Source organism: Mesorhizobium sp. AD1-1 (genome assembly GCF_020164655.1).
GTDB classification, from domain to species: domain Bacteria; phylum Pseudomonadota; class Alphaproteobacteria; order Rhizobiales; family Rhizobiaceae; genus Mesorhizobium; species Mesorhizobium ciceri.
In genome coordinates this window covers 253,238-274,930 of sequence record NZ_JAIUGP010000006.1, presented here as the reverse complement: position 1 = coordinate 274,930, position 21,693 = coordinate 253,238, and the positions used below count along the sequence as shown (strand labels likewise).

The window sequence follows — 21,693 nt, the reverse complement described above, 5'->3', positions numbered from 1 at the left end:
GCATCAATGACGCTGGAACAATACATCCGGCTGCCTCACCGGTGGCAGTGGGGCCTTTGCGATTGCACGCTGTTCGCGGCCGACTGGGTTGTCGCCACGACCTGCAAGGATCCGGGCGCTGAACTTCGCGGAACCTATTTCGATGCAATTGGCGCCAGGGCGGTTCTGCATGCAGCCGGCGGCGTCGAACGGCTTGTCGGGGCCAAGCTTGGTCTGCTCGGCTTCCAGCGCGTCCAGGAGCCCGATGATGGCGATATCGGTATCGTTCGTGCCTTGACCGCCATCGACGGCGAAGGGTCCGAGTTCAAGCATATCCCCGCCATCAAATTCGGCCCGCTCTGGGCTGTCATGTCGGCGCGCGGGCCGATGGTCAAATCCCTGGAATGGACCGGCGTGGCATGGCGCATAGCGTGAACCCGTTTGACGATGCGCTGCGCCAGGCACTGACGACGACGGCATCGCGCCGGCGCAGCTACAATCTCGGCATCGGCGCCTTCGAAACGGCGACGACGCAGGAGATCATCACCGAGGGCTGGCACGGCGAATATCGCTGGCCGGTTCACAAGGATCCGATCTTCACGCCGATCTTCACCGCCGTCCTCGGCACCGGCGGTTTCACGCTCTTCGGCACGACGATCTCCTACGCGGCCATCGCTTCGGCGATTGCGACAACGGCCATCGTCGCAGGTGTTCAATACCTGCTGACCCCGAAACCGCCCAAGCCGGAGGATGGTCGCGCGCCGTTGACGCAGCCGATCCCCTATCGGTTCTGGGGCGTCGGTACGGCAAGGCTCGCGGGCGCATTGATGCTCTGGGAAGCCGTCGACAACCGGATGTATTCCGTGCAGGCGATCGTGGCGCATCGCATAAATGCCTACACCGGCTATTACCTGAATGACGACAAGGTCGAACTTGATGTCAATACCGTCATTAGCCCGGACGGCAAACGATACAATAGCGCCGATCCAGTGCGGATCTACCGCCGGCTTGGGTTGACGCCGGAAACCGCGATTGCCGAGATCGTCGCCGCTCTGGGCGGCGAAGGTGTCTGGACATCAAGCCATCGCGGCGACGGCCAAGCATCGGTCGGCATGACTTGCTTCGCACCTGGTGCCGAAAACTTTCAGAAACGGTATCCCTATGGCAAGCCAGCTTTGTCGGTAGTCGCCGAGCTCGCGCTGTGCTGGGATTTCCGCGACGAGGATCAGGATCCGGATGATCCGTCGACGTGGTTGTTTACCCGCAATCCGATCGTTCAGCTTGCCTGGCACGAGTGCTTTAATCCCTTCGGAACGAAGCGCGACTACCGCAAGGCACTGCTGCCGGTGCTCGATATGTGGCAGGAAGAAGCAGACGTCTGCGACGAGGATGTCCCGCGCGCCACCGGCGGGACCGAAAAGCGCTACGAGTGCGGCGGCTTCGAGACCACAGAGCATGATCCCAAAGGCGGCACCAACTCAATCCTGGCCTCATGCGATGGCTGGATGTGCGACCGAGGTGATGGCGCCCTGCTGGTCGTCGCCGGCAAGTTTCGCGAAAAGTACGTCGCCACCCTGACCGATGCCGATATCGTCGGCCACACCGTCCAGCATGACGTCCTGTTCGAAGAGGAGGTTAACCGGTTCATTCCGAAATTCACCTATCCGGCAACCGACTACACCACGACGGACACCGACTATTTCGAGGATACATCGGCGCAGCTCAGCGCCGGCCGGGTGCTGCCACAGGACGGCAATTACATCTGGGTTCAGCAATGGCGCCAGGCGCGCCGGCTCGGCAAGCGGGAATTCGCCCGCATCCGCGCCAAGAAGCGCGGCACGCTCGACATCCGCTTTACTGGCATCAATGCGATTTATGCGCCATGGTTCAGGCTGGCGACCCCGAACCGGCTGCCCTCTCTCGACGGGCAATTGTTTTCGAACCGGCGTTCCGTGCTCTCGGTAGCGCGCGGCGGCTTCCAGATGACCTTCATCCAGATGCCGGCCGACATCGATGCATGGGATCCGGCAACCGACGAAGGTGCAGCCCCTCCGGTGCCGCCGAAGCCGGTTTCGGATGGTATCCCGAAGCCTGTGATCGATACCGCGGCGCCAATAGCCGGTGGGGGGTCGGTCTACATCCGCGTCGTTTTGATCGACCCCAATCGGGGCGACGTCACGCCGGCTGTGCATTACCGGATCGCCGATGTCGGCGGTGGCGTGCCCGGGGCTTGGGTCGAGCAGAAGTTTCCTTCTGCTGTTCCCGATTCCGGCCTCATCGTGCTGAACACCAATCCGGTGCCGACCAACACATCGATCGAGGTCGAGGCCGCCTATATCGGGACCGACAACAGCTATGGTGATTGGTCGGATACCGAGAGCCTGGTTTCGACCGTCGACACCACCCCGCCTGCCGCCGTTACTGGCGTTGGCGCCATCGGTGGCGCCGGTCAGGTCGCCTTGACATGGACCACGCCGAATTCCGGCAATTATCTCGCCACCAATGTGCGCCGCAACACGGTCAACAATGAGGGCACGGCGACCGTCGTCAGGACCGAATATGGCGCGCCGTCGTCGGCTGATGCATGGACCGACACCGGGCGCGCTCCAGGAACCTATTACTACTGGCTGCGCTCGATGAACGGGTCTGCCGTCGAGAGCACCACCGGCGTCGCCACGGGCCCCGTCGTCGTCACCTAAGCCGAGGCAAGTTTCAATTCAAATCGCCCTGCCATCCCGGTGGGGTCTCCAGCTCTGGAGCTTTCGCATGCCCGAACTGATGAACACGATCATGGCTGATGGCCCGTCCTCTAATCCGCAACAGCCAGTCAAGGCGCAACTGCGGGCGTGGGGCACGTGGGTAGAAGGGATTATCACCGCCTTTCTGTCGAACGGCGGCTTGATCTACGCCTCGAAGGCTAGCCTGGACGCCGATCTCGCCCACGCCGCCAATTCGATGGCCTGGGTGATCGGCGACGCGACGGTCGCCAACAACGGCATCTATCGGAAGATCGGAGCTTCCGGTGCCGGCTCCTGGACGCGCGTCGCCGATCTGCCCTACAGCTACATCAAGGCGACGGACGCCGGCGCGGGAACACCGAACGCGATCATTGCCACGTCGAGCATTCCACTACCCACGGCCGACGCCGGCGCGCTGATCGCTTTCAGCGTCTTCGAGGCCAATACAGGCTCTCCGGTGACCGTGGCCTTCAACGGTGGCGCTACCCTGACCATCAAGACCAGTTCGGGCAACAACGTTGTTGCGGGCGGGTTGACGGCCGGCATGGTCGTTGCGGGGTACAAGTCGGGCACAACATTCCGGCTTCTATCGGACCAGGCGAGCGCTGCCATCCAGGCAGCAGCGGAAGCTTCGGCTACAGCGTCCGCTGCTTCAGCAGCGGACGCTGCGGAGTCCGCTTTGGAGGCTGCTGCCTCCGCTGCCTCTGTCGGACCGAAAGGCCCGATCGTGATTTTGACATCCGGCCAGTCGAATATGGCCAACCGGATACCGCTGGCTTGGACCCCATCGAACAACTTCCAAGCGTGGAACTTCTGGGCGCAAATCAGCGCCGACACTGTCGTTGGCACGGCTTTTGCCCAGCCCGACGCTACTCGAATGGGTGTTGCTTTCGGGCTATGCGACAAGATCGCCAGTGATACCGGCCGCCGTGTTTACCTCATCGACGTTTCGGTTGGCGGGAAGGCAATCGCCGATTGGGGTCCGGCCCCGCCAACCTACAATTTTCGGCAGGCAATCACGAACAACGTTGCGGCTGCTCTTGCCGCTCTGGGCCTCGACAAGATCGACATGTTCTTTTGGTGGCAAGGAGAGAGTGACGCATCAAACGCCAATACCGCCTACCAGTCCAACTTCGAAACCTACGTCATGGACTGGCTCAAAACCAAAACGTGGTTTGATCTCGACACGCCTACGTTCATGTTTGGCCTCCCGCCTTATTGTGAAAGCGTCCCCGGCGACAAATACTTCCTGACCTACGGGGGGAACATCAAGGCATGCGTGGCTAAGGACCCATCCACACGGCGGTTCATCTCTACGGAAGGCTTCCCTATCTCGTTCTGGGACCCTACGGGGTCGCTCCCTTATATCCACATGACGGCGGATGGTTATCGGGAGATGGGCGAGAAGGGCGCGCGCGCGGCCCTCTATGGAATGTACGAACCAGTTGCTAGAGACCTAGTATATAACCCCGGTAACGGCACCATGAGTTTCGGCTTAAATGGTGGCGTACCTATGTCCGGTGTTGGAAGTACTACGGATTGGTTATTCAGTAAGGGTGTCGCATCGGCTGTACGCTTTGGCGTTTCGAACAATGGTGGCGCTGTCGCCGGTGCTGTCGCTGTATTCTCGGTGGGTGCCTCTGCTGGTTCTTGGTCCGTAACGTCAAATGACAGCGTAACCAACAATTTCGGTTCGATATTTTGGGGCGGCACCAACAACGCGCTTATTGCGGCTACCAACGCTTTAGGTACTCTCGACTTCGCTGCGGGTGGCTTTACGACACGACTGAGCATCCGAGGTGACGGTCTTTATATGACGCCGGGCACTGCCGCCCCCGCATCTTTGCCCAATGGTGGCATCGCGCCTGTGTTCGTGGATGCCGAGACGCTAAACCTGGTTGGTCGCAGCGGCGGCGTTAACCGCACTAAGCTCATTCGTTTGAAGCCTAGTTCTGGCAGCTACAGTCCTACGTACTCATCGCTCACCAATCTCGACAGCGCTGCGGGCTTCAACTGGCGCTGGACCAGAACGGACGACATCATTACGGTGGTTGGTCAAACGACCCAGGACGCCACCGCTGCCGGCGCCTACTCCTACGAAATCACGCTCCCCGTCAATGCTGCCGCAAATCCGACCTTCGTAGCCGGCGTTGATTGTGGTATTGGGCAGGGTGAAAACGGGATAGTCCTCGCTGTAGCGGGAGCCAACCGGGCGAAGGTGCAAGGTCAAGCTGTGCTTACGACCGCCACCACGCACGCGGTGATGTTCAGCTATACGGTGGCGCAGGCTGACGGCTAAAGTTCATCGCGCCAGTCGCGGCCATGGCGTTGAAAGTACTCGTTGCGGAATTTTATGACCGCGATGAACATCACAATGGTAAGCAATACGAGACCGGCTGAATAGCCCAAGTCCGCAATGGTCCAGGGCGCGGTGGACGTGTCAATTGGAGGCAAAGCTATGTCGTTCATAGCAGGCACATAAGCACGTCCATCACGATTGCTCAACCCGAAACCAGTTCGTTCGCCCGCTGACAAACTGCGTCACGCGTATCCATTCGCCTGATGCCGGCTCCCGCCCAGACCCGGCCGTAAATGGCCCCACGGTTGCCGCGGCCTCATCAAACGTCTCCGCCTGAACCTCGGCGCGCTTCAAGGCTTTGCCGTCGCGCATCGTCTCGACTGTGAAAACCATCGGCCCGCTCCCCGCCGCCGACCATAGCCAAAATCCTCAATCGGACAAGCTGCCCGTGATCCGGGCGGAAAGGACTTTGCCATGCTGATCTCCACCGCGCAGCTGAAGCGCATCGCCAAGGGCACGCCCGACAATGACAATGTGCAGTCGATCGTGATTGCCATGAATCAGTACGGCCAGCGGTTCGGCCTCGACCTGCCGCATCGCGCGGTTCATCTCATTGCCCAGGAGGCGCACGAGTCCGGCGGCTTCCACTATGACCGCGAGATCGCCAGCGGCGCTGCCTACGAGGGCCGCAAGGATCTCGGCAACACCCAGAAGGGCGACGGCAAGCGCTTCAAGGGTCGCACCGGCATCCAGATCACCGGCCGGGCCAACTATCGCCGGTTCACCGTCTGGGTGCGCAAGTTCGTCCCCGACGCTCCCGACTTCGAAGCCAAGCCCGACCTGGTCAACACCGATCCCTACGAGGGCCTGGTGCCGATCTGGTATTGGGATGCCGGCAACCCGACCGGGAAATCGCTGAACGTCTACGCCGATCAGAACAACATCGAGATGATCACCCGCAAGGTGAACGGTGGCCTCAATGGCTACGACGATCGCCTCGACTATTACGACCGCGCCGCCCTGGTCGTGCTGGGCTATCCGCTCGGTGCCTACAAGGCCTTCCAGACGGCGGCGAAGCGCAAGGGCTGGTACACCGACGCCAAGGTCGACGGCGCACCTGGCCCGAAGACGCGCGCCGCGCTGCACCTGGCGCTGGTGCACATGACCGACCCTGATATCCAGCCCGTCACGCAATCGGCTCCTGTGGTCGAAACCAAAAAGGTCGAGACCACGGTCGAGGTGCCAGTCGAGACGCCTGTGCCAGTTGCAGTCGGCGGAGAAGCCCTGGACAAGCCGTTCTACCAGGATCCGCAGTTCCAGAAGGATGCGGCGCTTGGTGGGGCCGCCCCGACTCTCACGGCGCTCGGCGGGGCCGACTGGAAGGTCGTGGCCATTGTCGCCGCTGTCCTGATCGTCGGCATCGTCGCCTACGGTCTCATCCGCCGCGCCAAGCAGGCCAAGCTGCAGTCGAGCATCGCCGCGGTGAACACCCAGGCGGCTGAAATCCGGAGCGCGATCTGATGGGCGCCATTATCACGCTTGTCGCCGGCATTGCCGGCGTCTCGCGCCCGTTGGCCAGCATCATCGCGTGGGCTGCCATCGCCGTTGCACTCTCAGGCGCTGCCCTCGGCGTCTACGAACTCATCAAGCACCAGGGCGCCGACGAGGTCCGCGCCAAGATCGAAAAGGAGAATACCGATGCGATCCACAAGGGTATTGATGCTCGCATGTCTCTCGACGAGTGCATCGACGCTGGCGGCGTGTACGACTTCGGGCGTCAGCGGTGTAACGCCGCTACGCTCGGCCCTCGGTAACAGCCTTGTGGGTGCACAGGGCAAGACGATCGCCGACCAGAACAAGATCGATCGGACCATGGCGCCCGGTTGCGCGGTGAAGTTCTACACCCGCGCGGAATGCGATCTGCACACCAAGGCCAGTGCTGAGCGTAGGGCTGAGCTGAAGACATGATCATCCTGCGAATAGCCGGCGGCATTCGCCAGCATTTCGGAATGCGCGTGACGGAGTGGATCATGACCGGCGCGCTGTTCGGCTGGTCGGCCGTGCTGGCCGGCGATCCCTCCACCTTCTCCACGGCGCGAGCATTCGCCGTCATCGCCAGCTACGGCAACGAGGCGACATGGGCAAACATATGCCTGTTCGCCGGCCTGCTGCGGCTGGGCGCCCTGACGGTGAACGGCACCTTCCGGCAATTCCGGTACTCGCCCCATTTGCGGGCGGGCGCCTCGATCGCGTCCTGTGTGTTCTGGGGGCAGATCGCCCTCGGCGTCCTGATTGCCTGGCTGACCCTTGGCGGCGGCGGCACCGGCGTGATCGCCTATTCCACCTTCATGGCGATCGAGATGTGGAACCTCTTTCGAGCATGGGCTGATGTCGGTGCTGGCCATCGGAGGCTTTGATGATCTTCGGCATACCGGCGGAGCAGCTCGTGCCCGTCGCAAACTTCATCGGCCTCGGTTTCCTTGGCCTCCTTGCCATCTTCGGACTGAAATATGGAGGAAAGACCGCGACGCCGGCGGAGCGCCAGGTCGAGGTCGCCGGCGCGCTGGTCGACAATTCCGCCGTCAAGGCGCTCGCCGCCGCGATCGAGGGCTACACGCTGGAAGCCATCGCCCATCGCACCGACGCCGAGAAGCAGCGGCAGGTCAGCTACCGCGTCATCGAGGTCGCCAATCGCGCCGTCGACGAGATCGCCGAACTGCGCCACGAAATCGGCGACCTGGCCAAGGAGGTGGCGAGGGGAAAATGATCCGCGCCCGGCGGTTCCGGGCATACCGAAAAGGACCTCAACATGACGACAACCATCAAGGTGAATACAAACGGCAACTACGTCTCGACCATCAAGATCAATGGCGTAGAGGCAGGATCGGTCGGACCTGGCACTATGGTCGAAAAGTCGTTCGGTCTTCCGCACAATGATGGTGGGCCTTCGGTGTTCGAGGTGTACGAGCGCCAGGCCACGGCGGAGGAAATCGAGGCTTCCAAAGCGGCCACCGCATAAGCATCGCTCCCTTTCACACATCAAGCCCCGCTGGCTTCGGCTGGCGGGGCTTTTTGCATTTTTGGGGCTATGCCTTGATGTTCGGTGTCGGCGGCTTCACCGTGGTCCGCAATTGCAATCTCTCGACCGTGGCGACAATAGCGGCGGATATCGCCGCCGCTTCGCCCTGGAGGGTTGGGCCATAGATGCCGTTCACCGCTTCTTCACTGAGCAGCACGCCTGGCGGGCAATGATCCTCGATCGTTTCCCGGATCATCTGCAAGGCGGCTCTGCCGTCAGAATCGTTCTTCATGAGGCATCCAACCCAGCGCCACGGTAAAAGTTCCGGAACCATTTTAGCTCAAGCTTATTGAATCGCGGTTTGCGAGTCCTGTGCATGCGTTTGAAGTTCATCGAGCCGTTGATGCCGACCTTGGTTGAGAAGCCTCCCGAGGGCGATGGCTGGATTCACGAGGTGAAGTTCGACGGCTACCGCTCGCAGATCATCAAGGACGAGGGCCGAGTGCGCATCTTCACGCGGCGCGGGCTCGACTGGACGGACAAATACCGGGACCTCGCCAAGGCGGCCGGCGACCTCGAGGTGGAAAGCGCCATCATCGACGGCGAGATCATCGTGCTGAACGACGCGGGCTTGTCCGACTTCGGGGCTCTGCGCAAGGCCATCACCAGCCGGCAGCATGACCTCTATTTCGTCGCCTTCGACCTCCTGCACGTCAACGGCCACGATCTGCGCGACATGCCGCTGGAAGACCGGCGCGAGATCCTTGCCGAGATGATCCCCGAGGGTCAGCACATCCAGTTCAGCCAGGCGCTGCCGGGCAAGGCCAGCGCGATCTTCCACCTGATCGACCAGGCCGGCATGGAAGGCATGGTCTCGAAGCGAAAGGACAGCAAGTATCGCTCCGGGCCGTCAACGAACTGGCTGAAGGCGAAATGCTATACGGTCGAGGAATACGAACTGCTTGGCGTTGAACGGGAGCCTGGCAAGCCAGCTTTCGCCCTGATGGCCGATCGGAAGACCGGGCAGTATGTCGGTTCGGCCTTCATCAACTCCAGCCGGGCGATTCGAGAGCGACTCTGGAAACGTGTCCAGGAACATGCCGGTCCGGCGCCCAAGGGGATGAAGCGACCGGCAACGCAATGGGTCAAGCCGGGCATCATCGGGCGTGTAAAGCACTTGCGCGGCGAGGAAGATTTGCGGCACGCTTCGCTGCAGGACTTTCGAGAGGAAGAGTGAGATCGCCATGGGAAAGGGCTGGACCTTGCAATCGCTGATCGACGGCAAGATGACCGTCACGGCGTCCTGCCGCAAGGCGAGTTGCAACCACAGCAAAGTTCTGCCGCTTGAAGAGCTACGCGACCGCTTGGGCCCGGATACCCCAGCGATGGAATGGGATTTGAGGCCCAAGCTGAAATGCGAAGTGTGCGGCTCGAAAGATGTAGGGCTGATCTATGCGCCTGACTCCAATAAGGTCCCGGGCATGGGGAAGGCGATCCCGGGCAAGAGCCTGTATGCGAAGGCCAAGGGCGAATAGCCGTTCCAAGTTTCGCCTTCTGTTCCGCACTCTGATGCACGCCGAAAGTTGGAACATTGCCGGGAAAGGTTCACGTTCTTTCGGCCTTCTAAGCCGATGGTCACAGGTTCGAATCCTGTCGGGATCGCCAAAGCCTTTCGGTCCGTTCCGGACACATAGGTTACGGTTTATACCGGAGACATGGGCTTTCAGAGAGCGGTATCAGGCCTCGTGCGCTCAGACCGCTGCCGCCAGAAGCAGCGTTACCCCGAGGACCGTCGACGCATAGATCGTCGCTAGGAGCACGATCGGCCGAGGATATTCGGTGGGTGTTGCGAGGCTGGTTATGTCGGGACCCCGAAATGTTTCGGTGCCGGGCGACGGGACGTCGGCGGCGGTGGCAGCGTTGTCATTGCAAGCGCGCACAGAAAGGCGCTGGGTTATATCGGCGGCGATCAGAGGATCGTCCGCCACCAATTTCGACCAGTCCGAAACAATGCCGATTTCATGTTGTGACATCGCGCGCCTCCCATTTACGGCCTAACAGCGATATCTAAATTATGTTCCACTAATAGTTTCGCGAGGCGGACCGCTCTTTGTCACCGCGGTCTTCTGATCGATGAAAACCACGCCCGCTGCCTCCAAGCCTCGACGGATGGCAGCCAGCTTGGCGGGACTGGGAATCCTTCGCCCGCTCTCAAAACTGCCAATCGTTCCTTCGCTGAGGCCGCACTTCGCGGCGAGTCGCACCTGCGACCACTTCAGGATCGCTCGTGCAGCTCTGCACTGCTGGGGTGTAAGGGGTTGTATCCCTGAGACGGTGGCGCTTCGCTTGTTCACATCCTGACGGTCCTTCGCTTCGGCGGGACACGGCTTTGCACCACGCGCACCTTGTCCAGATCCACCGTGACCATTGGCCCGAGCGACACCGTGACCTTGTCGCCGTCGATCCGCGAAACGTCCCCGGGCAATTCCATCTGCTGGCCCCTGGTCAGCCTGGTTGCCGGATCAATGACCGAATGCGGAAGACCGGGGATCGACACGCTGACGCGGTCCTTCGTGACGCGCTTCAGCACCGTCGCCATGACCGCCACCTCGTCGCCGACTTTATTGCCATGCTCTGATTCTGGGGCGGCATCCGCCGGCGTCAAGGATTAGCTGGGTCTCATATAGAAAAGTCCGCGGGCGTGGCTCCGCGCCAGCGTATTATTTCGTTACTCGGCCTTTTCGGAACCTTCCCGCGCACGGCGCGTTCGGCCCGCTGTATTCGCGGACCCTCATATAAAAGTGGACAGGCGGGAGGCAAACAAGGGTGGGGAGGAGTGTTGCCATGTCGAAGCGAGAAATAGGGATATCTTCGGCCCTCGATCGGCGCATTGCCGATCTCAGGGCCAGGATGCAGGACGCCCGGATCACGGAATACGAAATGAAGACCTTTCAAAAAGTGGCTTCTGCCATGGGAGGCGACGGAGGCTCCCTGCGTCTCGATGCCGACGACCTGATCGCGGCATCCTTTGTCGTCGATGCGCTGGGTGAACCGACGCTCAACTGACACGGGCGATCTGGCTTCGCGCGCCGTTTTGCCCTTGCCCGGCCGGCAATGGGCCCACGCCTTCACACTTTGAAACAGGATGGCTGCTTTCCAGCGGCCGTCCTGTGGCGTCTGCGCAAGCGTCTGTCGCAAGTCATAGGCAGGGGCTGGTTGGCCGGTGGATTTGATTCCGCCGCCGACATCGAATTGGAGGGAAAGTCTTATCAATTTGTTTGGGTTGGTGCGTCATAGTAGCGACGGCTAACGGAGTGGACGCGATGAAGCTCGATCTGTCGCCGACGAGCTGGGGCAGGGTGATCGCTGTCACGGCAGTCGGTACGGCATTCTTCATTGCCGTGGCGTTCTTCGTCGATTCCTTCAATTTTCCCTATCTTTCGCCCGAGGCCGTGTGGCGGGCGCAGATGACCGACCTGATGCTGCCTTTGGTGCTGGGCGGCTCGTTTCTGTTTTTCCTGATGTGGAAGATTCGCCAGCTGGCCATCGCGCAGCGCGATCTCAGCGTCCTCGCCGCGACCGACAGTCTGACGGCGGTGCTGAACCGTGGCGCCTTCTCGATGCTGGTCGAAGCCTATCTCGAGCAGACCCGCAAGCAGGAGCAGACCCGTTCGGGGGCGCTGCTGATCATCGACGCGGACCACTTCAAGTCGATCAATGACCGCCTGGGCCACGATTGCGGCGATCAGGCCCTCAAACTGATAGCGCAGGCGATCAAGGGGCAACTGCGTGGCAGCGATATCGTCGGCCGCATCGGCGGCGAAGAATTCGGCGTGTTTCTGCCCGGCGTGGATCCCTCGCAATCCTGGGTGGTTGCCGAAAGCATCCGCCGGCGTATCAGGGAGATGGAATTCTCACCCGGCGGCAGGCCTTGTCCGCTTTCCGTCAGCATCGGCGGCACAAGCTTTACCGGCCCGATCACCTATGAGGAAATCTTCTCCGCTGCCGACAGAAGGCTTTACACGGCCAAGTCGAACGGACGCGATCAAGTCAGCTTCGATCCGGCCGGAACGTCTCCGGCGCCTGCGCCCGGCGTCGCCACCGTGCATTGATGACAGAACTTGCAGAAGGCTGATCGGGAAGCTCTCGAAACAGACGCTCCCTCTATGCGTTCAAACACTTACGACCATCCGCAAGGAATCAGATCCTTACGGATAGCATGCCGGCTCGATGGGGCATGGACTGCAACCGCTTGCCGGTATACTCCCCCGCGTTAGCGATGTTTCGTTGTCGGCAGAAACGGTTTTGACTCTGAGTTTCCAAGCGTTCCGGCCGACAGCGATCATGATTTTTGATGCTGGCGAACATATGCGGAAACGGTCAGGTAAACACAGCTATTATGATCCATTTGTTCAACGGCTTTCAGGACCCCTTCGGTGGCAGTGACCTTGAAGCTCTGGAACTGTACCGGCTGTTGAGTGTCGATTCCGAGGTGCATCTGTGGGCAACCTCCTCCAGCGTGTCCGGCGAGTTGATGCGGAATTTCCCGATTCGCCGCGTCTCGCTGTCGAAGTGGGATGTACCGAATGGCGGTACCTACGTCTTTCTCGGCTCTCATTGGCGCAACAAGATATGGCCTTACCTGATCCCGCGGCCGCGCCGGCTGATCTATGTCTTCAATACCTTTCACCCGAAAATCATCTCGCTGACGAGACGCATGCCCGGCATGCTGAACTGGCCCGACGCCGAACTGGTGCTGATTTCCGATTTTCAGAGACGGATGCTCCAAGTCGATGGCACCGTGCATCCGTCTCCGATCGATATCGAACGTTTTTCACCACGGCGTCTGGGTTCGGATCGTCCCTTCACCGTCGGACGCTTGAGCCGCGATGGGCCGGGCAAACATCATCCCGATGACATACCCCTCTACGAGACATTGCTGGCCGAAGGTACAGCCTTGCGGATACAGGGAGGGATAGGGCTCAAGGACAGCCTCATGCCGCATCCGCAACTCGAACTGTTCCCACCCGGCCAATTTTCCGCCGAAGAGTTTCTGCAGACGCTCGACGTGTTTTATTATCGCACCGGTTGGCATATGGAAACCTTCGGTCGCGTGGTGTTCGAGGCGATGGCCTGCGGGTTGCCCGTGGTCTGCCATTCATATGGCGGTTATTCCGACCATATCAGGCATGGCGAAAACGGTTTCTTGTTCGAAACGACGCAGCAGGCGGCGCGCATCCTGGCCGATCTCAAAGCCGACCCGGCGCTGCGGGCGGCAGTGGGCCTCAAGGCACGGCAGACCGTCGAGCAGATCTATTCTTCCCAAGCTGTGCGACAGAGGCTGGATTTCTACCTGCGCTAGCTGCACGTCATCCCTTGGGCCATGGGACATCCTTGGCGCAACAACATGCCCGCTGTCATCGATCTCGACATCGCGCTAAAGCAGGCACGCAAAGCGGACGAATGGGGCCGACAGCCAGCGGCGTGCCACAGACTGGGCAGGACTTCTTATCGATGACATTGATGGGCGCGGCGGCACTGCTGATCCTGATCCTGACTTACGCCGGTGTCGCCATTGGCCGCATCCCCGGCCTGCGCCTCGACCGGGCAGGGATCGCGCTTCTCGGCGGGGCCGCGATGATCGCCATCGGCGCGCTCAGCATGGAGGATGCGTACCGGGCGATCAATTTCGACACCATCACGCTTCTGCTCGGCATGATGATTGTGGTGGCGCATTTAAAAGTGTCGGGCGCCTTTCGTGGCCTTGGCGCCGTCGCCATCGAGCACGCGCATGCGCCCTTCATGCTCTTGGTGATGGTGACGCTGCTGACCGGCGTGTTGTCCGCCTTCCTGGTCAACGACGCCATCTGTCTCGTCATGGCGCCGATCGTCGTCCACGTCACCCGTGTGATCAAGCGCAACCCGATCCCCTATCTGATCGCCACCGCCACCGCGTCGAATTGCGGCAGCGTCGCAACCATCACCGGCAATCCCCAAAACATGGTCATCGGCGCGCTGTCGGGCATTTCCTATCCGGCCTTTTCGGCAGCGCTGGCTCCGGTCGCCCTGTTCGGCCTCGTCGCGGTCGTTGTCATCATCCGCATTGTCTTCCGGGCCGAATTCGCCCGCACCGTCCAATTGACGCCCGAGGTCTCGCGGGGCCGCATGCACAAGGGGCAGGTGCTGAAGGCGGTGGTGGTCTGCATCGGGCTGGCAATTGCCTTCTTCGCCGGCGTGCCCGTCGCCAAGGCCGCACTCATCGGCGGCGCCATCCTCTTGCTTACCCGGGCCATCAAGCCGGAGCGCATCTACCGCGAGATAGACGGTCCGCTGCTGTTCATGTTCGCCGGTCTGTTCGTTGTCGTCGCCGGTGCCGAAAAGACGCTTCTTTCGCCCGACATGATCGCTTCGGCCAGGAATCTCGGGCTGGACGACGTCTGGCGCCTGTCCGGCTTCACCGCGGTGCTTTCCAACATCATGAGCAATGTTCCGGCCGTGCTGGCGCTGCGGCCCTTCATACCCGGCCTCGAAAGCCCCGAGCGCGCCTGGCTGGTCGTCGCCATGAGCTCGACGCTGGCCGGCAATTTCACGCTGCTGGGTTCGGTCGCCAACCTGATCGTCGCCGAACAGGCGCGGGCCGCCGGCACGACGCTGTCGTTCGGCGCTTTTTTCAAGGTCGGCTTGCCTTTGACGCTGATAACGCTGGCCGCCGGCACCGCATGGCTGGCTTTCGGTTTCTAATGCATGTCGCCCAAAAGTGGCCCCGTTTTGGGGCAACGACATGCATAAAACCAAAGGCTTAAAGCGCGTCGCGCTTTAGACCTGACTGCCTGAAATCCGCGCCCGCACCAGCGTCGCCGCGGCGCGTCCGGCCGCTTCGATGTAATCGGGGTTGCGGTGGATCAGCATGATCGAAAAGCAGCCGTCGATCAAAAGCACGATCTCGCGTGCCAGGGTTTGCGGCTCCACGACGCTATTGTCCGACAGGGCGCCGGCCAGCCATGTTTCGAAATTCAGCTTGTGCCGCGCGCCCACCTTGACCGCCGGATGTCCGGGCATCGAGGCGAGTTCGGCGGCCGTGCGCAGGAAGCCGCATCCCTTCCATTTCGGATGGCGAGCGGACCTCGCCAGATTGGTGAAGATCGCCTCGACCTTGCGATCCGCGCCGCCTTCGGCAGCCTCGAACCAGCCGGCCATCCGCTTCAGATTGGGTTGGTCGCGGCCGTCGAGATAGGCGGCGATCAGGTCGTCCTTGCTCTTGAAATGGTAATAGAGCGTGCGCTTGGTGAGACCCGCTTCCTCGGCAACGGCATCGACGCTGACACGACCGATTCCTTCTGCATAGAAGAGCCTGGTCGCGGCATCGACAATGCGTTTGCGGGTAGGGCTCTGCGTGTCGGGCATAAGCCTATGTATACCGACTAGTGAATATACACAAGCGACAAAGGGCATAGTCTTCCTTCCATCAGCATGATGGAGAAGGAAGAGCCAAATGACAGATCTTGTCCTTAGCGAAACCCGGGATGGGATTGCCATCCTCACCCTCAACCGGCCGGAGAAACTCAACGCGCTGAACTATGCCCTGATCGATCGCCTGCTTGCGGTCCTTGACGACATGGAAGTCGATGACAGCGTTCGTGCGGTCATTCTGACCGGAGCGGGGGAGCGGGCGTTTTCGGCGGGGGGCGACATTCACGAGTTCTCGGCCAGCGTGGCGCTTGGCGTCGGTGTCGCGATGCGGGATTTCGTCATGCGCGGGCAGCGGCTGACGGCGAGGCTGGAATCCTACCGCAAGCCCATCATCGCCGCCGTCAACGGCATTGCCTTTGGTGGCGGCTGCGAAATCACCGAGGCCGTACCGCTCGCTATCGCCAGTGACCGCGCTTTGTTCGCCAAGCCGGAAATCAACCTCGCAATGCCGCCGACCTTTGGTGGAACCCAGCGCTTGCCGAGGCTCGCGGGGCGCAAGCGGGCGCTCGAACTGCTGTTGACCGGCGACTGGTTTGCGCCGCCGCGGGCGCTTGAACTGGGTCTCGTCAACGAGGTTGTGCCGCATGCCGAGTTGATGCCGGCGGCATTTGATCTGGCCAGGCGTATCCTGCGGCACTCCGATCTGGCGATTGCCGGCATCCTCACGGCAGTGGCGCGCGGCCTCAACCAGAGCATCGCCGAAGGTTTGCTGGTCGAGGCCGAGCAGTTTGCCCGCATGGCCCCGACCGCTGATCTGCGCGAAGGGCTGAATGCCTGGATTGCACGCCGCGAGCCGGGCTATGGCGGCTCGTGGACAACACATGTCGCGCGTCCCGACGAGGCCAGGCGAGCCTGAAGCGGGTCGCTTGAATTCCTCAGGCGACCCGCTTCAGGTCTTTGTTTTTATGCGTGTCGTTCTCCCAAAACCGAGGTTACTTTTGGGCGACATGCACTCGTCGGAGCTGGATCAGGGCGCCACCACCAAACGGCCCTTCATGTTGGGGTGAAAGCGGCAGAAGTAGTCGACCGGTCCCCCCGTCTTCAAAGTCAGGCTTGCGGATTTCTTCGGCGGGATCATCACTTCCCAGCCGCCTTTCACGGTGGCCGTGTGGGCGAACACATCCTTGTTCACCCACTCGATCGTGTCGCCGACCTTTGCCTCGACGGTGGCCGGAGAGAACACCAGCCTGTCGATGGTGACCTGGATGGTTTCGGCTTGCGCCGGCACGATCCCGACGGCGAGCGTCAACGCAATCCACAGATGGCGGTTCTGCATGCTCCCGGTCCTTACTTGAGCATGCCGGCGACGTGTTCGGCGTGCTGCTCATGGCCCTGGAATATCTTCAGGCCGGTTTCCAGCAGGCTTTTCAGCTCGGCATTCTGCGCCGACGGGATCAAAAGGGTTTCGAGCGCGCCGTTGACCTGCTTGTGATAGGCGACCTCATTGTCGACATAGGCCTTGTCGAAGGCAGCGCCGTGGAGTTTGGCGAGCTTGGCCCGCTCCTCCGTCGCAGCTTTGGTCAGCGCCTTGCTGGTGGGGTTGTCTTCCGGGGTGACCTTGAGCTTCTTGACCAGGTCGAGCGCCTGAACATTTACAGCCTCGTGATCGCGGACCATATCCTTGGCGAAATCGACAACCTCCTTGTTCTTCGATTTCTCGATCGCCAGCTTGGCCGCTTCGATGTCGATGACCCCGGCCGTGTAGGCGATATGGGCGATCTGCGGATCGGTCGGCTTGTCGGCGGCTTGTGCGAACGGCGCGGTGCCGAGCAGCAGCAGGGCGGCGAGCGCAGCAGTGTGTCGGATAGACATGGCATCTCCTTCGCCGGGACGCTGAAATCGTCCCGGACAGTGTTTTTCGGTTGACGGTCATTGGATGCTGGTCAGCGGCAAACGTTCCCGCTGAAATGAACTGAAATCCGCTGAGGCTCAGCTTTCCAGCCCGAGCCGTCGCATCACGGCGCTGGTCAGTCGTTCGCAACGCCGGCCGGCGAAGGGGAAGGCATCGAGCAGCACCGGCCCGATCTGGTCGTCCAGCGCCTTGCGGACAAGGGCGCGGGCGCGGTGCAGCCTTGTCTTGACGGTTTGCGGCCGCACGCCGAGGAGGTCGGCGGTCTCTTCGATGCTCAGCCCCTCGATCACCCGCGCCACGAACACCGTCCGGTAGACGTCGGGAAGGCTGTCGGTGGCCTGTTCGACCAGTTGGAGGATCTGCCGTTGCGCCATTGTCCGTTCCGGATCGTCGCTGGGATTGAGGGGAAACCGGATGATCTCGGCTTGCGGATTTTCCGGCAGCGCCACCGTTTTGCGTCTTTTGCGCAGCCGGCCGAGCGCCTCGTTGATGACGATGCGCGATAGCCATGTGGCGAGCGAGGAGTCGCCGCGAAACGCATCCAGATGGGCGAAAGCCTTGACGTAGGCCTCCTGCACGATGTCCTCGGCCTCGCTGTCATTGCGCACGACGCCGCGCGCGATCCGGTAAAGCCGCTGATTGTGTGTCTTGATGATGGTGCGGAAGGCGTCGCCGTCGCGCGCCAGCGCGCGGTGCACAAGCTGCATCTCGCCTGGCACAGCGGAAGGCACGGCCGTCAACACAGCAGGCATGGCAAGTTTCCTCAACCCAATCTCCGGGAGATTGGACGCTGTCGCCGGCAAAAGGTTCCCGAAGATTTTCTGCCGGGTCCGGCGGCCGCTACACTACAGTGCGAGCGAAGGCTTGTCAGGCAGCCTGCAAGCGCGCCGTGGCCGCCAACAGATCGGTCTGGGTGATCAGCCCGAGAATCCGCTTGTCGTCGTCGACGATGATGACCGCATGGCTGCGGCCATCGGTGAGCACGGGCAGCAGCCCCATGGCGGCGACGCCGGCGGCGGCTGTTGCCGCGGGCGATAAGACGGATCCAACCGTCCCCGAGGCCTGGGTGAGTTCGCGCAACCCCACCGTGCCTGCCAGCCTGGCTTCCGCATTGACGACCGGCAAGGTGCGGATGTTGTGGTCAAGCAGCAATTGGCGCGCCGCCTCGGTGGAGGTGTGAGCATCGACCGAGATCACATCGCGCGACATGATGTCCTCGCACAGAAGGGTCTTGTGCGCGCGCACCATCGCCTGCAATTCGACCTGCCGCAGCAGCCGGTCGAGATCGTTGCGATCGATATCGAACGTCTCGTCGAGTGCGCCAAGCGCGGCATCGATGTCTTCCGACCGAAAGCCCACGCGCAGCTGCGCCGGCAGATCGCCGGTGCCGTGGCTGTTTGCCGGCGCCGCAACCGGCACATGCGGATAATTGCGCCGGGCCAGCCTGTGGAAGCCGTAGCCGAGCGCCACCAGCAGGATCGAGTTCAGCGCCACCGGCACGAATGGAAACAGGAAGCCGGCGCTGATCACGGCAGGCCCTCCCAGCACCGCGGTCAGCGCGGCCGCTCCGCCCGGCGGATGCAGGCAGCGCGTGAACGACATGGCGGCGATGGCCAGTGCCACCGCGATGCCGCTGGCAAGGGCGGTTTCGTGGATGAAATGCGCCACGATCACGCCGACCAGTGCCGATATCGTGTTGCCGCCGATGATCGACCATGGCTGTGCCAGCGGACTGGCGGGCACGGCGAACAGCAGCACCGCCGACGCCCCCATCGGCGCCACCAGCAGCGGCACGTGCGGGCCGTTGCCGAGCACAAGGCTGGCGATCACACCGGTGAGTGCAATGCCGATCGTCGCGCCGATACAGGCGACGAGACGCTCGCGCAGCGTCGCGCCGGCAAGAATGGGAACAAAAAGGCGGAAAGCCATGAGGTCGAAAACTCTGCCGATATTCCAGGGGAAGTCGAAAATGTGCTGATCGCACCGCAATGACGCGGCATCGCTGAATTTGAAAGCCAAACTGATCCGGGAAACTACAATTTGAGGGAATAGAATTCCGCTACGCAGCCGCCGCCGCGGCCAGACCGCGCGAAATGTCGGCCTTCAGGTCGTCGACGTCCTCGAGGCCGATCTGCAGGCGGATCAATGGACCCTCATAGGGGGCCTTCGCGACAACGCGGTCGCCGAGCCAGACCGGTACCGCAAGGCTCTCATAGCCGCCCCAGGAATAGCCGAGGCCGAAGATTTGCAGCGCGTCGAGAAAGGCGTGCTGCTGCTTCTGGCCGCCACCGGCAAGCACGATGGAAAAGATGCCGCTGGAGCCGGAGAAATCCCGCTTCCATAGAGCGTGATCCGGATGGCTGGGCAGGGCCGGGTGGAGCACGCGCGCCACGCCCTTCTGGCCTTCGAGCCAGGAGGCGATGGCGAGCGTGCTGCGCTGATGGTGTTCGAGGCGCACGCCCATGCTGCGCAGGCCGCGCAGCACCTGGTAGACGTCGTCGGGCCCGGCGCAGCAGCCAAGCGTGCAGAAGCTTTCATAAAGATGCGTCCAGCAGCTCTCATTGGCCGACACCGTGCCAAGCAGCACGTCGGAATGGCCGGCCGGGTATTTGGTCGCCGCATGGATCGAGATGTCGACACCGTGGTCGAGGGGGCGGAAATACAGTGGCGTCGCCCAGGTATTGTCCATCATGACGATGGCACCCGCGGCGTGCGCCGCCTTGGCGATGGCCGGGATGTCCTGCACCTCGAAGGTGTTGGAGGCCGGTGATTCTGTGAACACCACCTTGGTGTTGGGCTTGATCAACGCCGCGATGCCGGCGCCGACATGGGGGGCGTAGTACTCGACCTCGACGCCCAGCCGCTTCAGCATCGTGTCGGCGAAGTTGCGGGTCGGATGATAGACGGTATCGACGATCAGCAGATGGTCGCCGGCCGACACGAAGGCGAGCAGCGGTACCGTCACCGCCGCAAGGCCCGACGGCACCAGGATCGTGCCTGCCGAACCTTCCAGCGCGTCTATGGCGTGGGCGAGCGCATCGGTCGTCGGCGTGCCGCGCGTGCCGTAAGTGTATTTCTGGGTGCGAGCCGCCATTGACGCCGCGTCGCGAAAAAGCACGGTCGAGGCATGCACCACCGGCGGATTGACGAAGCCGAAATAGTCGTGCGGATTGTTGCCCGAATGGGCAAGCCGCGTGTTGATGCCCATCCCGCCGCTAAAGTGCTCGCCGTCTTTCGCCATTCTGCGTCGCCTTGTTTGACAAGCCGCTAGCCATAGTGCGGCGGCATGGACCGTGCAACAGCCACCGTCCGCCAGGAGATGGACTTCGAATATGCCAATTCGTCGCGGCAAAAACAGCGATGCGGGGACAGGATATCAAACGAAAAACCCGCCTGTGCGGCGGGTCATCGGCGCAAATCAGCACCATGGACGAAAATGTATCATAGCTGAGGGCAGGGTGTCAAGAAAAAATTCCTATCGCGAAAAGGCGGTCTTTGATTGACCCGCGTTCGGAGCCCTCATCTCCGCCGATCGGCTATTGTGGGCGGCTGCGGAAGGTATATGATTGTCGGCTAATATTAATCGCCGGATTGCTTCGATCAGACGCTGCCGGATGGTTGCTGCCGGTTGACCTCTGGTCCTCCACGATCCGGATCGCGCTCACCAAGCGTGAGCGCGGCAAGGGAGGAATGCCATGCCGGACGTCAAATGGGCCATGAAGGCGCGCGAATTCATCAACTGCAACTGCGCCTATGGCTGCCCGTGCCAGTTCAACGCCATGCCGACATACGGGTTCTGCCAGGCGGTCGCCGGCATGGAAATCGAAAGCGGCCATCACGGCGACACCAAGCTCGACGGATTGCGGTTCGTCGGGATTTTCAGCTGGCCCGGCGCCATACACCAGGGCGGGGGCGAAGCCGCGGTGATCATCGACGAGAGGGCGACGGAAGCCCAACGTGGCGCGCTGCTTCGCATATTGGGCGGTCTGGACACCGAACCGGGTGCAACGATATTCCAGGTCTTTTCGACCACGCTGGAGAAGTTCCACGACCCGATCTTTGCGCCGATCGAATTCAACATCGACGTCGACGCGCGAACCAGTCAGCTGCATGTCGAGGGTATAACCGACGGTCGTGGCGAGCCGATCCGGAATCCGGTCACCGGCGCTGCCCACCAGGCGCGCATCGACCTGCCGCACGGCTTCGAATACGCGATCGCCGAGGTCGGGCGCGGCTGGACAAAGGCGACGGGCCCGATCAAGTTCGAGCTGGCCGATACGCACAGCCATTTCGCCAATCTGCATCTCACGCAGAGCGGCATCGTGCATTGACCTGA

Annotated in this window: 28 protein-coding genes; 17 read left to right on the top strand and 11 right to left on the bottom strand. The window is 61.8% G+C overall.

Going from position 1 to position 21,693, the window contains the following annotated elements:
• Positions 1 to 6: 6 nt before the first annotated feature.
• The 3 genes from LB519_RS14685 to LB519_RS14675 all read left to right on the top strand — a co-directional run bounded on the left by LB519_RS14685 (position 7) and on the right by LB519_RS14675 (position 5,016).
• Complete coding sequence (locus LB519_RS14685; protein ID WP_224620330.1) at positions 7 to 414, top strand: DUF6950 family protein; 408 nt, start codon at positions 7 to 9, stop codon at positions 412 to 414.
• Positions 399 to 2,678, top strand: a complete 2,280-nt coding sequence (locus LB519_RS14680; protein ID WP_224620329.1) for a hypothetical protein — start codon at positions 399 to 401, stop codon at positions 2,676 to 2,678. The genes LB519_RS14685 and LB519_RS14680 overlap by 16 nt, the downstream gene beginning before the upstream one ends.
• 67 nt (positions 2,679 to 2,745) lie before the next feature.
• Entirely contained in the window at positions 2,746 to 5,016 is a 2,271-nt protein-coding gene (locus LB519_RS14675; RefSeq protein WP_224620328.1) for a sialate O-acetylesterase, read from the top strand.
• Positions 5,017 to 5,208: 192 nt separating this feature from the next.
• Here the strand turns inward: LB519_RS14675 and LB519_RS14670 are convergent, their stop codons facing one another.
• Positions 5,209 to 5,409 carry a hypothetical protein gene (locus LB519_RS14670; protein ID WP_224620327.1) on the bottom strand — a complete coding sequence of 67 codons (201 nt, stop codon included), beginning with the start codon at positions 5,407 to 5,409 and terminating at the stop codon, positions 5,209 to 5,211.
• 81 nt (positions 5,410 to 5,490) lie between these two features.
• Here LB519_RS14670 and LB519_RS14665 point away from each other — a divergent pair, with 81 nt between their 5' ends.
• The 6 genes from LB519_RS14665 to LB519_RS14640 are packed head-to-tail and all read left to right on the top strand — an operon-like array spanning position 5,491 to position 8,035.
• The gene (locus LB519_RS14665) at positions 5,491 to 6,537 is read left to right on the top strand and encodes a glycoside hydrolase family 19 protein (RefSeq protein WP_224620326.1); all 1,047 of its coding nucleotides are present in this window, start codon (positions 5,491 to 5,493) and stop codon (positions 6,535 to 6,537) included.
• On the top strand, positions 6,537 to 6,830 hold the full coding sequence (locus tag LB519_RS14660) for a hypothetical protein (protein WP_224620325.1): 294 nt from the start codon (positions 6,537 to 6,539) through the stop codon (positions 6,828 to 6,830). Before LB519_RS14665 ends, LB519_RS14660 begins: the two co-directional genes overlap by 1 nt.
• Before the next feature lie 7 nt (positions 6,831 to 6,837).
• On the top strand, positions 6,838 to 6,984 hold the full coding sequence (locus tag LB519_RS14655) for a hypothetical protein (protein ID WP_224620324.1): 147 nt from the start codon (positions 6,838 to 6,840) through the stop codon (positions 6,982 to 6,984).
• Positions 6,981 to 7,433, top strand: a complete 453-nt coding sequence (locus LB519_RS14650; RefSeq protein ID WP_224620323.1) for a hypothetical protein — start codon at positions 6,981 to 6,983, stop codon at positions 7,431 to 7,433. Before LB519_RS14655 ends, LB519_RS14650 begins: the two co-directional genes overlap by 4 nt.
• Positions 7,433 to 7,783 (top strand): hypothetical protein, encoded by a 351-nt coding sequence (locus LB519_RS14645; RefSeq protein WP_224620322.1) that lies wholly within the window; start codon positions 7,433 to 7,435, stop codon positions 7,781 to 7,783. The genes LB519_RS14650 and LB519_RS14645 overlap by 1 nt, the downstream gene beginning before the upstream one ends.
• A gap of 42 nt (positions 7,784 to 7,825) precedes the next feature.
• The gene (locus LB519_RS14640) at positions 7,826 to 8,035 is read left to right on the top strand and encodes a hypothetical protein (protein ID WP_224620321.1); all 210 of its coding nucleotides are present in this window, start codon (positions 7,826 to 7,828) and stop codon (positions 8,033 to 8,035) included.
• 67 nt (positions 8,036 to 8,102) lie between these two features.
• Here the strand turns inward: LB519_RS14640 and LB519_RS14635 are convergent, their stop codons facing one another.
• Positions 8,103 to 8,327 (bottom strand): hypothetical protein, encoded by a 225-nt coding sequence (locus LB519_RS14635; protein ID WP_224620320.1) that lies wholly within the window; start codon positions 8,325 to 8,327, stop codon positions 8,103 to 8,105.
• A gap of 84 nt (positions 8,328 to 8,411) precedes the next feature.
• Here LB519_RS14635 and LB519_RS14630 point away from each other — a divergent pair, with 84 nt between their 5' ends.
• Together LB519_RS14630 and LB519_RS14625 are read left to right on the top strand one after the other, a co-directional pair.
• Entirely contained in the window at positions 8,412 to 9,272 is an 861-nt protein-coding gene (locus tag LB519_RS14630; RefSeq protein ID WP_224620319.1) for an ATP-dependent DNA ligase, read from the top strand.
• A 7-nt stretch (positions 9,273 to 9,279) separates the two neighbouring features.
• Positions 9,280 to 9,570, top strand: a complete 291-nt coding sequence (locus LB519_RS14625) for a hypothetical protein (RefSeq protein ID WP_224620318.1) — start codon at positions 9,280 to 9,282, stop codon at positions 9,568 to 9,570.
• Between the two features lie 216 nt (positions 9,571 to 9,786).
• On the opposite strand, the gene LB519_RS14620 is transcribed toward LB519_RS14625, so the two are convergent.
• From LB519_RS14620 to LB519_RS14610, 3 genes are read right to left on the bottom strand one after another with little or no spacing between them, the layout of a single operon-like run.
• Entirely contained in the window at positions 9,787 to 10,068 is a 282-nt protein-coding gene (locus LB519_RS14620; protein WP_127366829.1) for a hypothetical protein, read from the bottom strand.
• A 39-nt stretch (positions 10,069 to 10,107) separates the two neighbouring features.
• Positions 10,108 to 10,389, bottom strand: a complete 282-nt coding sequence (locus tag LB519_RS14615) for a multiprotein-bridging factor 1 family protein (protein ID WP_081714406.1) — start codon at positions 10,387 to 10,389, stop codon at positions 10,108 to 10,110.
• A complete protein-coding gene (locus LB519_RS14610) occupies positions 10,386 to 10,634 on the bottom strand; it encodes a hypothetical protein (RefSeq protein WP_127366828.1) in 249 nt (82 codons plus the stop codon). The genes LB519_RS14615 and LB519_RS14610 overlap by 4 nt, the downstream gene beginning before the upstream one ends.
• A gap of 245 nt (positions 10,635 to 10,879) precedes the next feature.
• On the opposite strand from LB519_RS14610, the gene LB519_RS14605 reads away from it, so the two are divergent.
• From LB519_RS14605 to LB519_RS14590, 4 genes are all read left to right on the top strand, one after another.
• Positions 10,880 to 11,101, top strand: a complete 222-nt coding sequence (locus LB519_RS14605; RefSeq protein ID WP_013532436.1) for a hypothetical protein — start codon at positions 10,880 to 10,882, stop codon at positions 11,099 to 11,101.
• Between the two features lie 257 nt (positions 11,102 to 11,358).
• Positions 11,359 to 12,147 carry a GGDEF domain-containing protein gene (locus LB519_RS14600; RefSeq protein WP_027163337.1) on the top strand — a complete coding sequence of 263 codons (789 nt, stop codon included), beginning with the start codon at positions 11,359 to 11,361 and terminating at the stop codon, positions 12,145 to 12,147.
• Between the two features lie 287 nt (positions 12,148 to 12,434).
• On the top strand, positions 12,435 to 13,397 hold the full coding sequence (locus LB519_RS14595; protein ID WP_127366827.1) for a glycosyltransferase family 4 protein: 963 nt from the start codon (positions 12,435 to 12,437) through the stop codon (positions 13,395 to 13,397).
• Between the two features lie 152 nt (positions 13,398 to 13,549).
• Positions 13,550 to 14,776 carry an anion transporter gene (locus LB519_RS14590; protein WP_027163335.1) on the top strand — a complete coding sequence of 409 codons (1,227 nt, stop codon included), beginning with the start codon at positions 13,550 to 13,552 and terminating at the stop codon, positions 14,774 to 14,776.
• Between the two features lie 75 nt (positions 14,777 to 14,851).
• Here LB519_RS14590 and LB519_RS14585 read toward each other — a convergent pair whose 3' ends face one another.
• Positions 14,852 to 15,439 carry a TetR/AcrR family transcriptional regulator gene (locus LB519_RS14585; RefSeq protein WP_224620317.1) on the bottom strand — a complete coding sequence of 196 codons (588 nt, stop codon included), beginning with the start codon at positions 15,437 to 15,439 and terminating at the stop codon, positions 14,852 to 14,854.
• Positions 15,440 to 15,527: 88 nt separating this feature from the next.
• Between LB519_RS14585 and LB519_RS14580 the strand changes: the two genes are divergently transcribed.
• A complete protein-coding gene (locus tag LB519_RS14580) occupies positions 15,528 to 16,361 on the top strand; it encodes a crotonase/enoyl-CoA hydratase family protein (protein ID WP_224620316.1) in 834 nt (277 codons plus the stop codon).
• A gap of 111 nt (positions 16,362 to 16,472) precedes the next feature.
• Here the strand turns inward: LB519_RS14580 and LB519_RS14575 are convergent, their stop codons facing one another.
• From LB519_RS14575 to LB519_RS14555, 5 genes are all read right to left on the bottom strand, one after another.
• A complete protein-coding gene (locus tag LB519_RS14575; protein ID WP_224620315.1) occupies positions 16,473 to 16,781 on the bottom strand; it encodes a cupredoxin family copper-binding protein in 309 nt (102 codons plus the stop codon).
• An 11-nt stretch (positions 16,782 to 16,792) separates the two neighbouring features.
• Positions 16,793 to 17,317 (bottom strand): DUF4142 domain-containing protein, encoded by a 525-nt coding sequence (locus tag LB519_RS14570; protein WP_224620314.1) that lies wholly within the window; start codon positions 17,315 to 17,317, stop codon positions 16,793 to 16,795.
• Between the two features lie 117 nt (positions 17,318 to 17,434).
• Complete coding sequence (locus LB519_RS14565) at positions 17,435 to 18,109, bottom strand: RNA polymerase sigma factor (RefSeq protein WP_013532428.1); 675 nt, start codon at positions 18,107 to 18,109, stop codon at positions 17,435 to 17,437.
• 115 nt (positions 18,110 to 18,224) lie between these two features.
• Positions 18,225 to 19,286, bottom strand: a complete 1,062-nt coding sequence (locus tag LB519_RS14560) for an HPP family protein (RefSeq protein WP_127366701.1) — start codon at positions 19,284 to 19,286, stop codon at positions 18,225 to 18,227.
• A 130-nt stretch (positions 19,287 to 19,416) separates the two neighbouring features.
• Positions 19,417 to 20,598 carry a cystathionine beta-lyase gene (locus tag LB519_RS14555; protein ID WP_064994363.1) on the bottom strand — a complete coding sequence of 394 codons (1,182 nt, stop codon included), beginning with the start codon at positions 20,596 to 20,598 and terminating at the stop codon, positions 19,417 to 19,419.
• A gap of 454 nt (positions 20,599 to 21,052) precedes the next feature.
• Between LB519_RS14555 and LB519_RS14550 the strand changes: the two genes are divergently transcribed.
• A complete protein-coding gene (locus tag LB519_RS14550) occupies positions 21,053 to 21,688 on the top strand; it encodes a DUF1326 domain-containing protein (RefSeq protein WP_013532425.1) in 636 nt (211 codons plus the stop codon).
• The last annotated feature ends 5 nt before the right edge of the window (positions 21,689 to 21,693 follow it).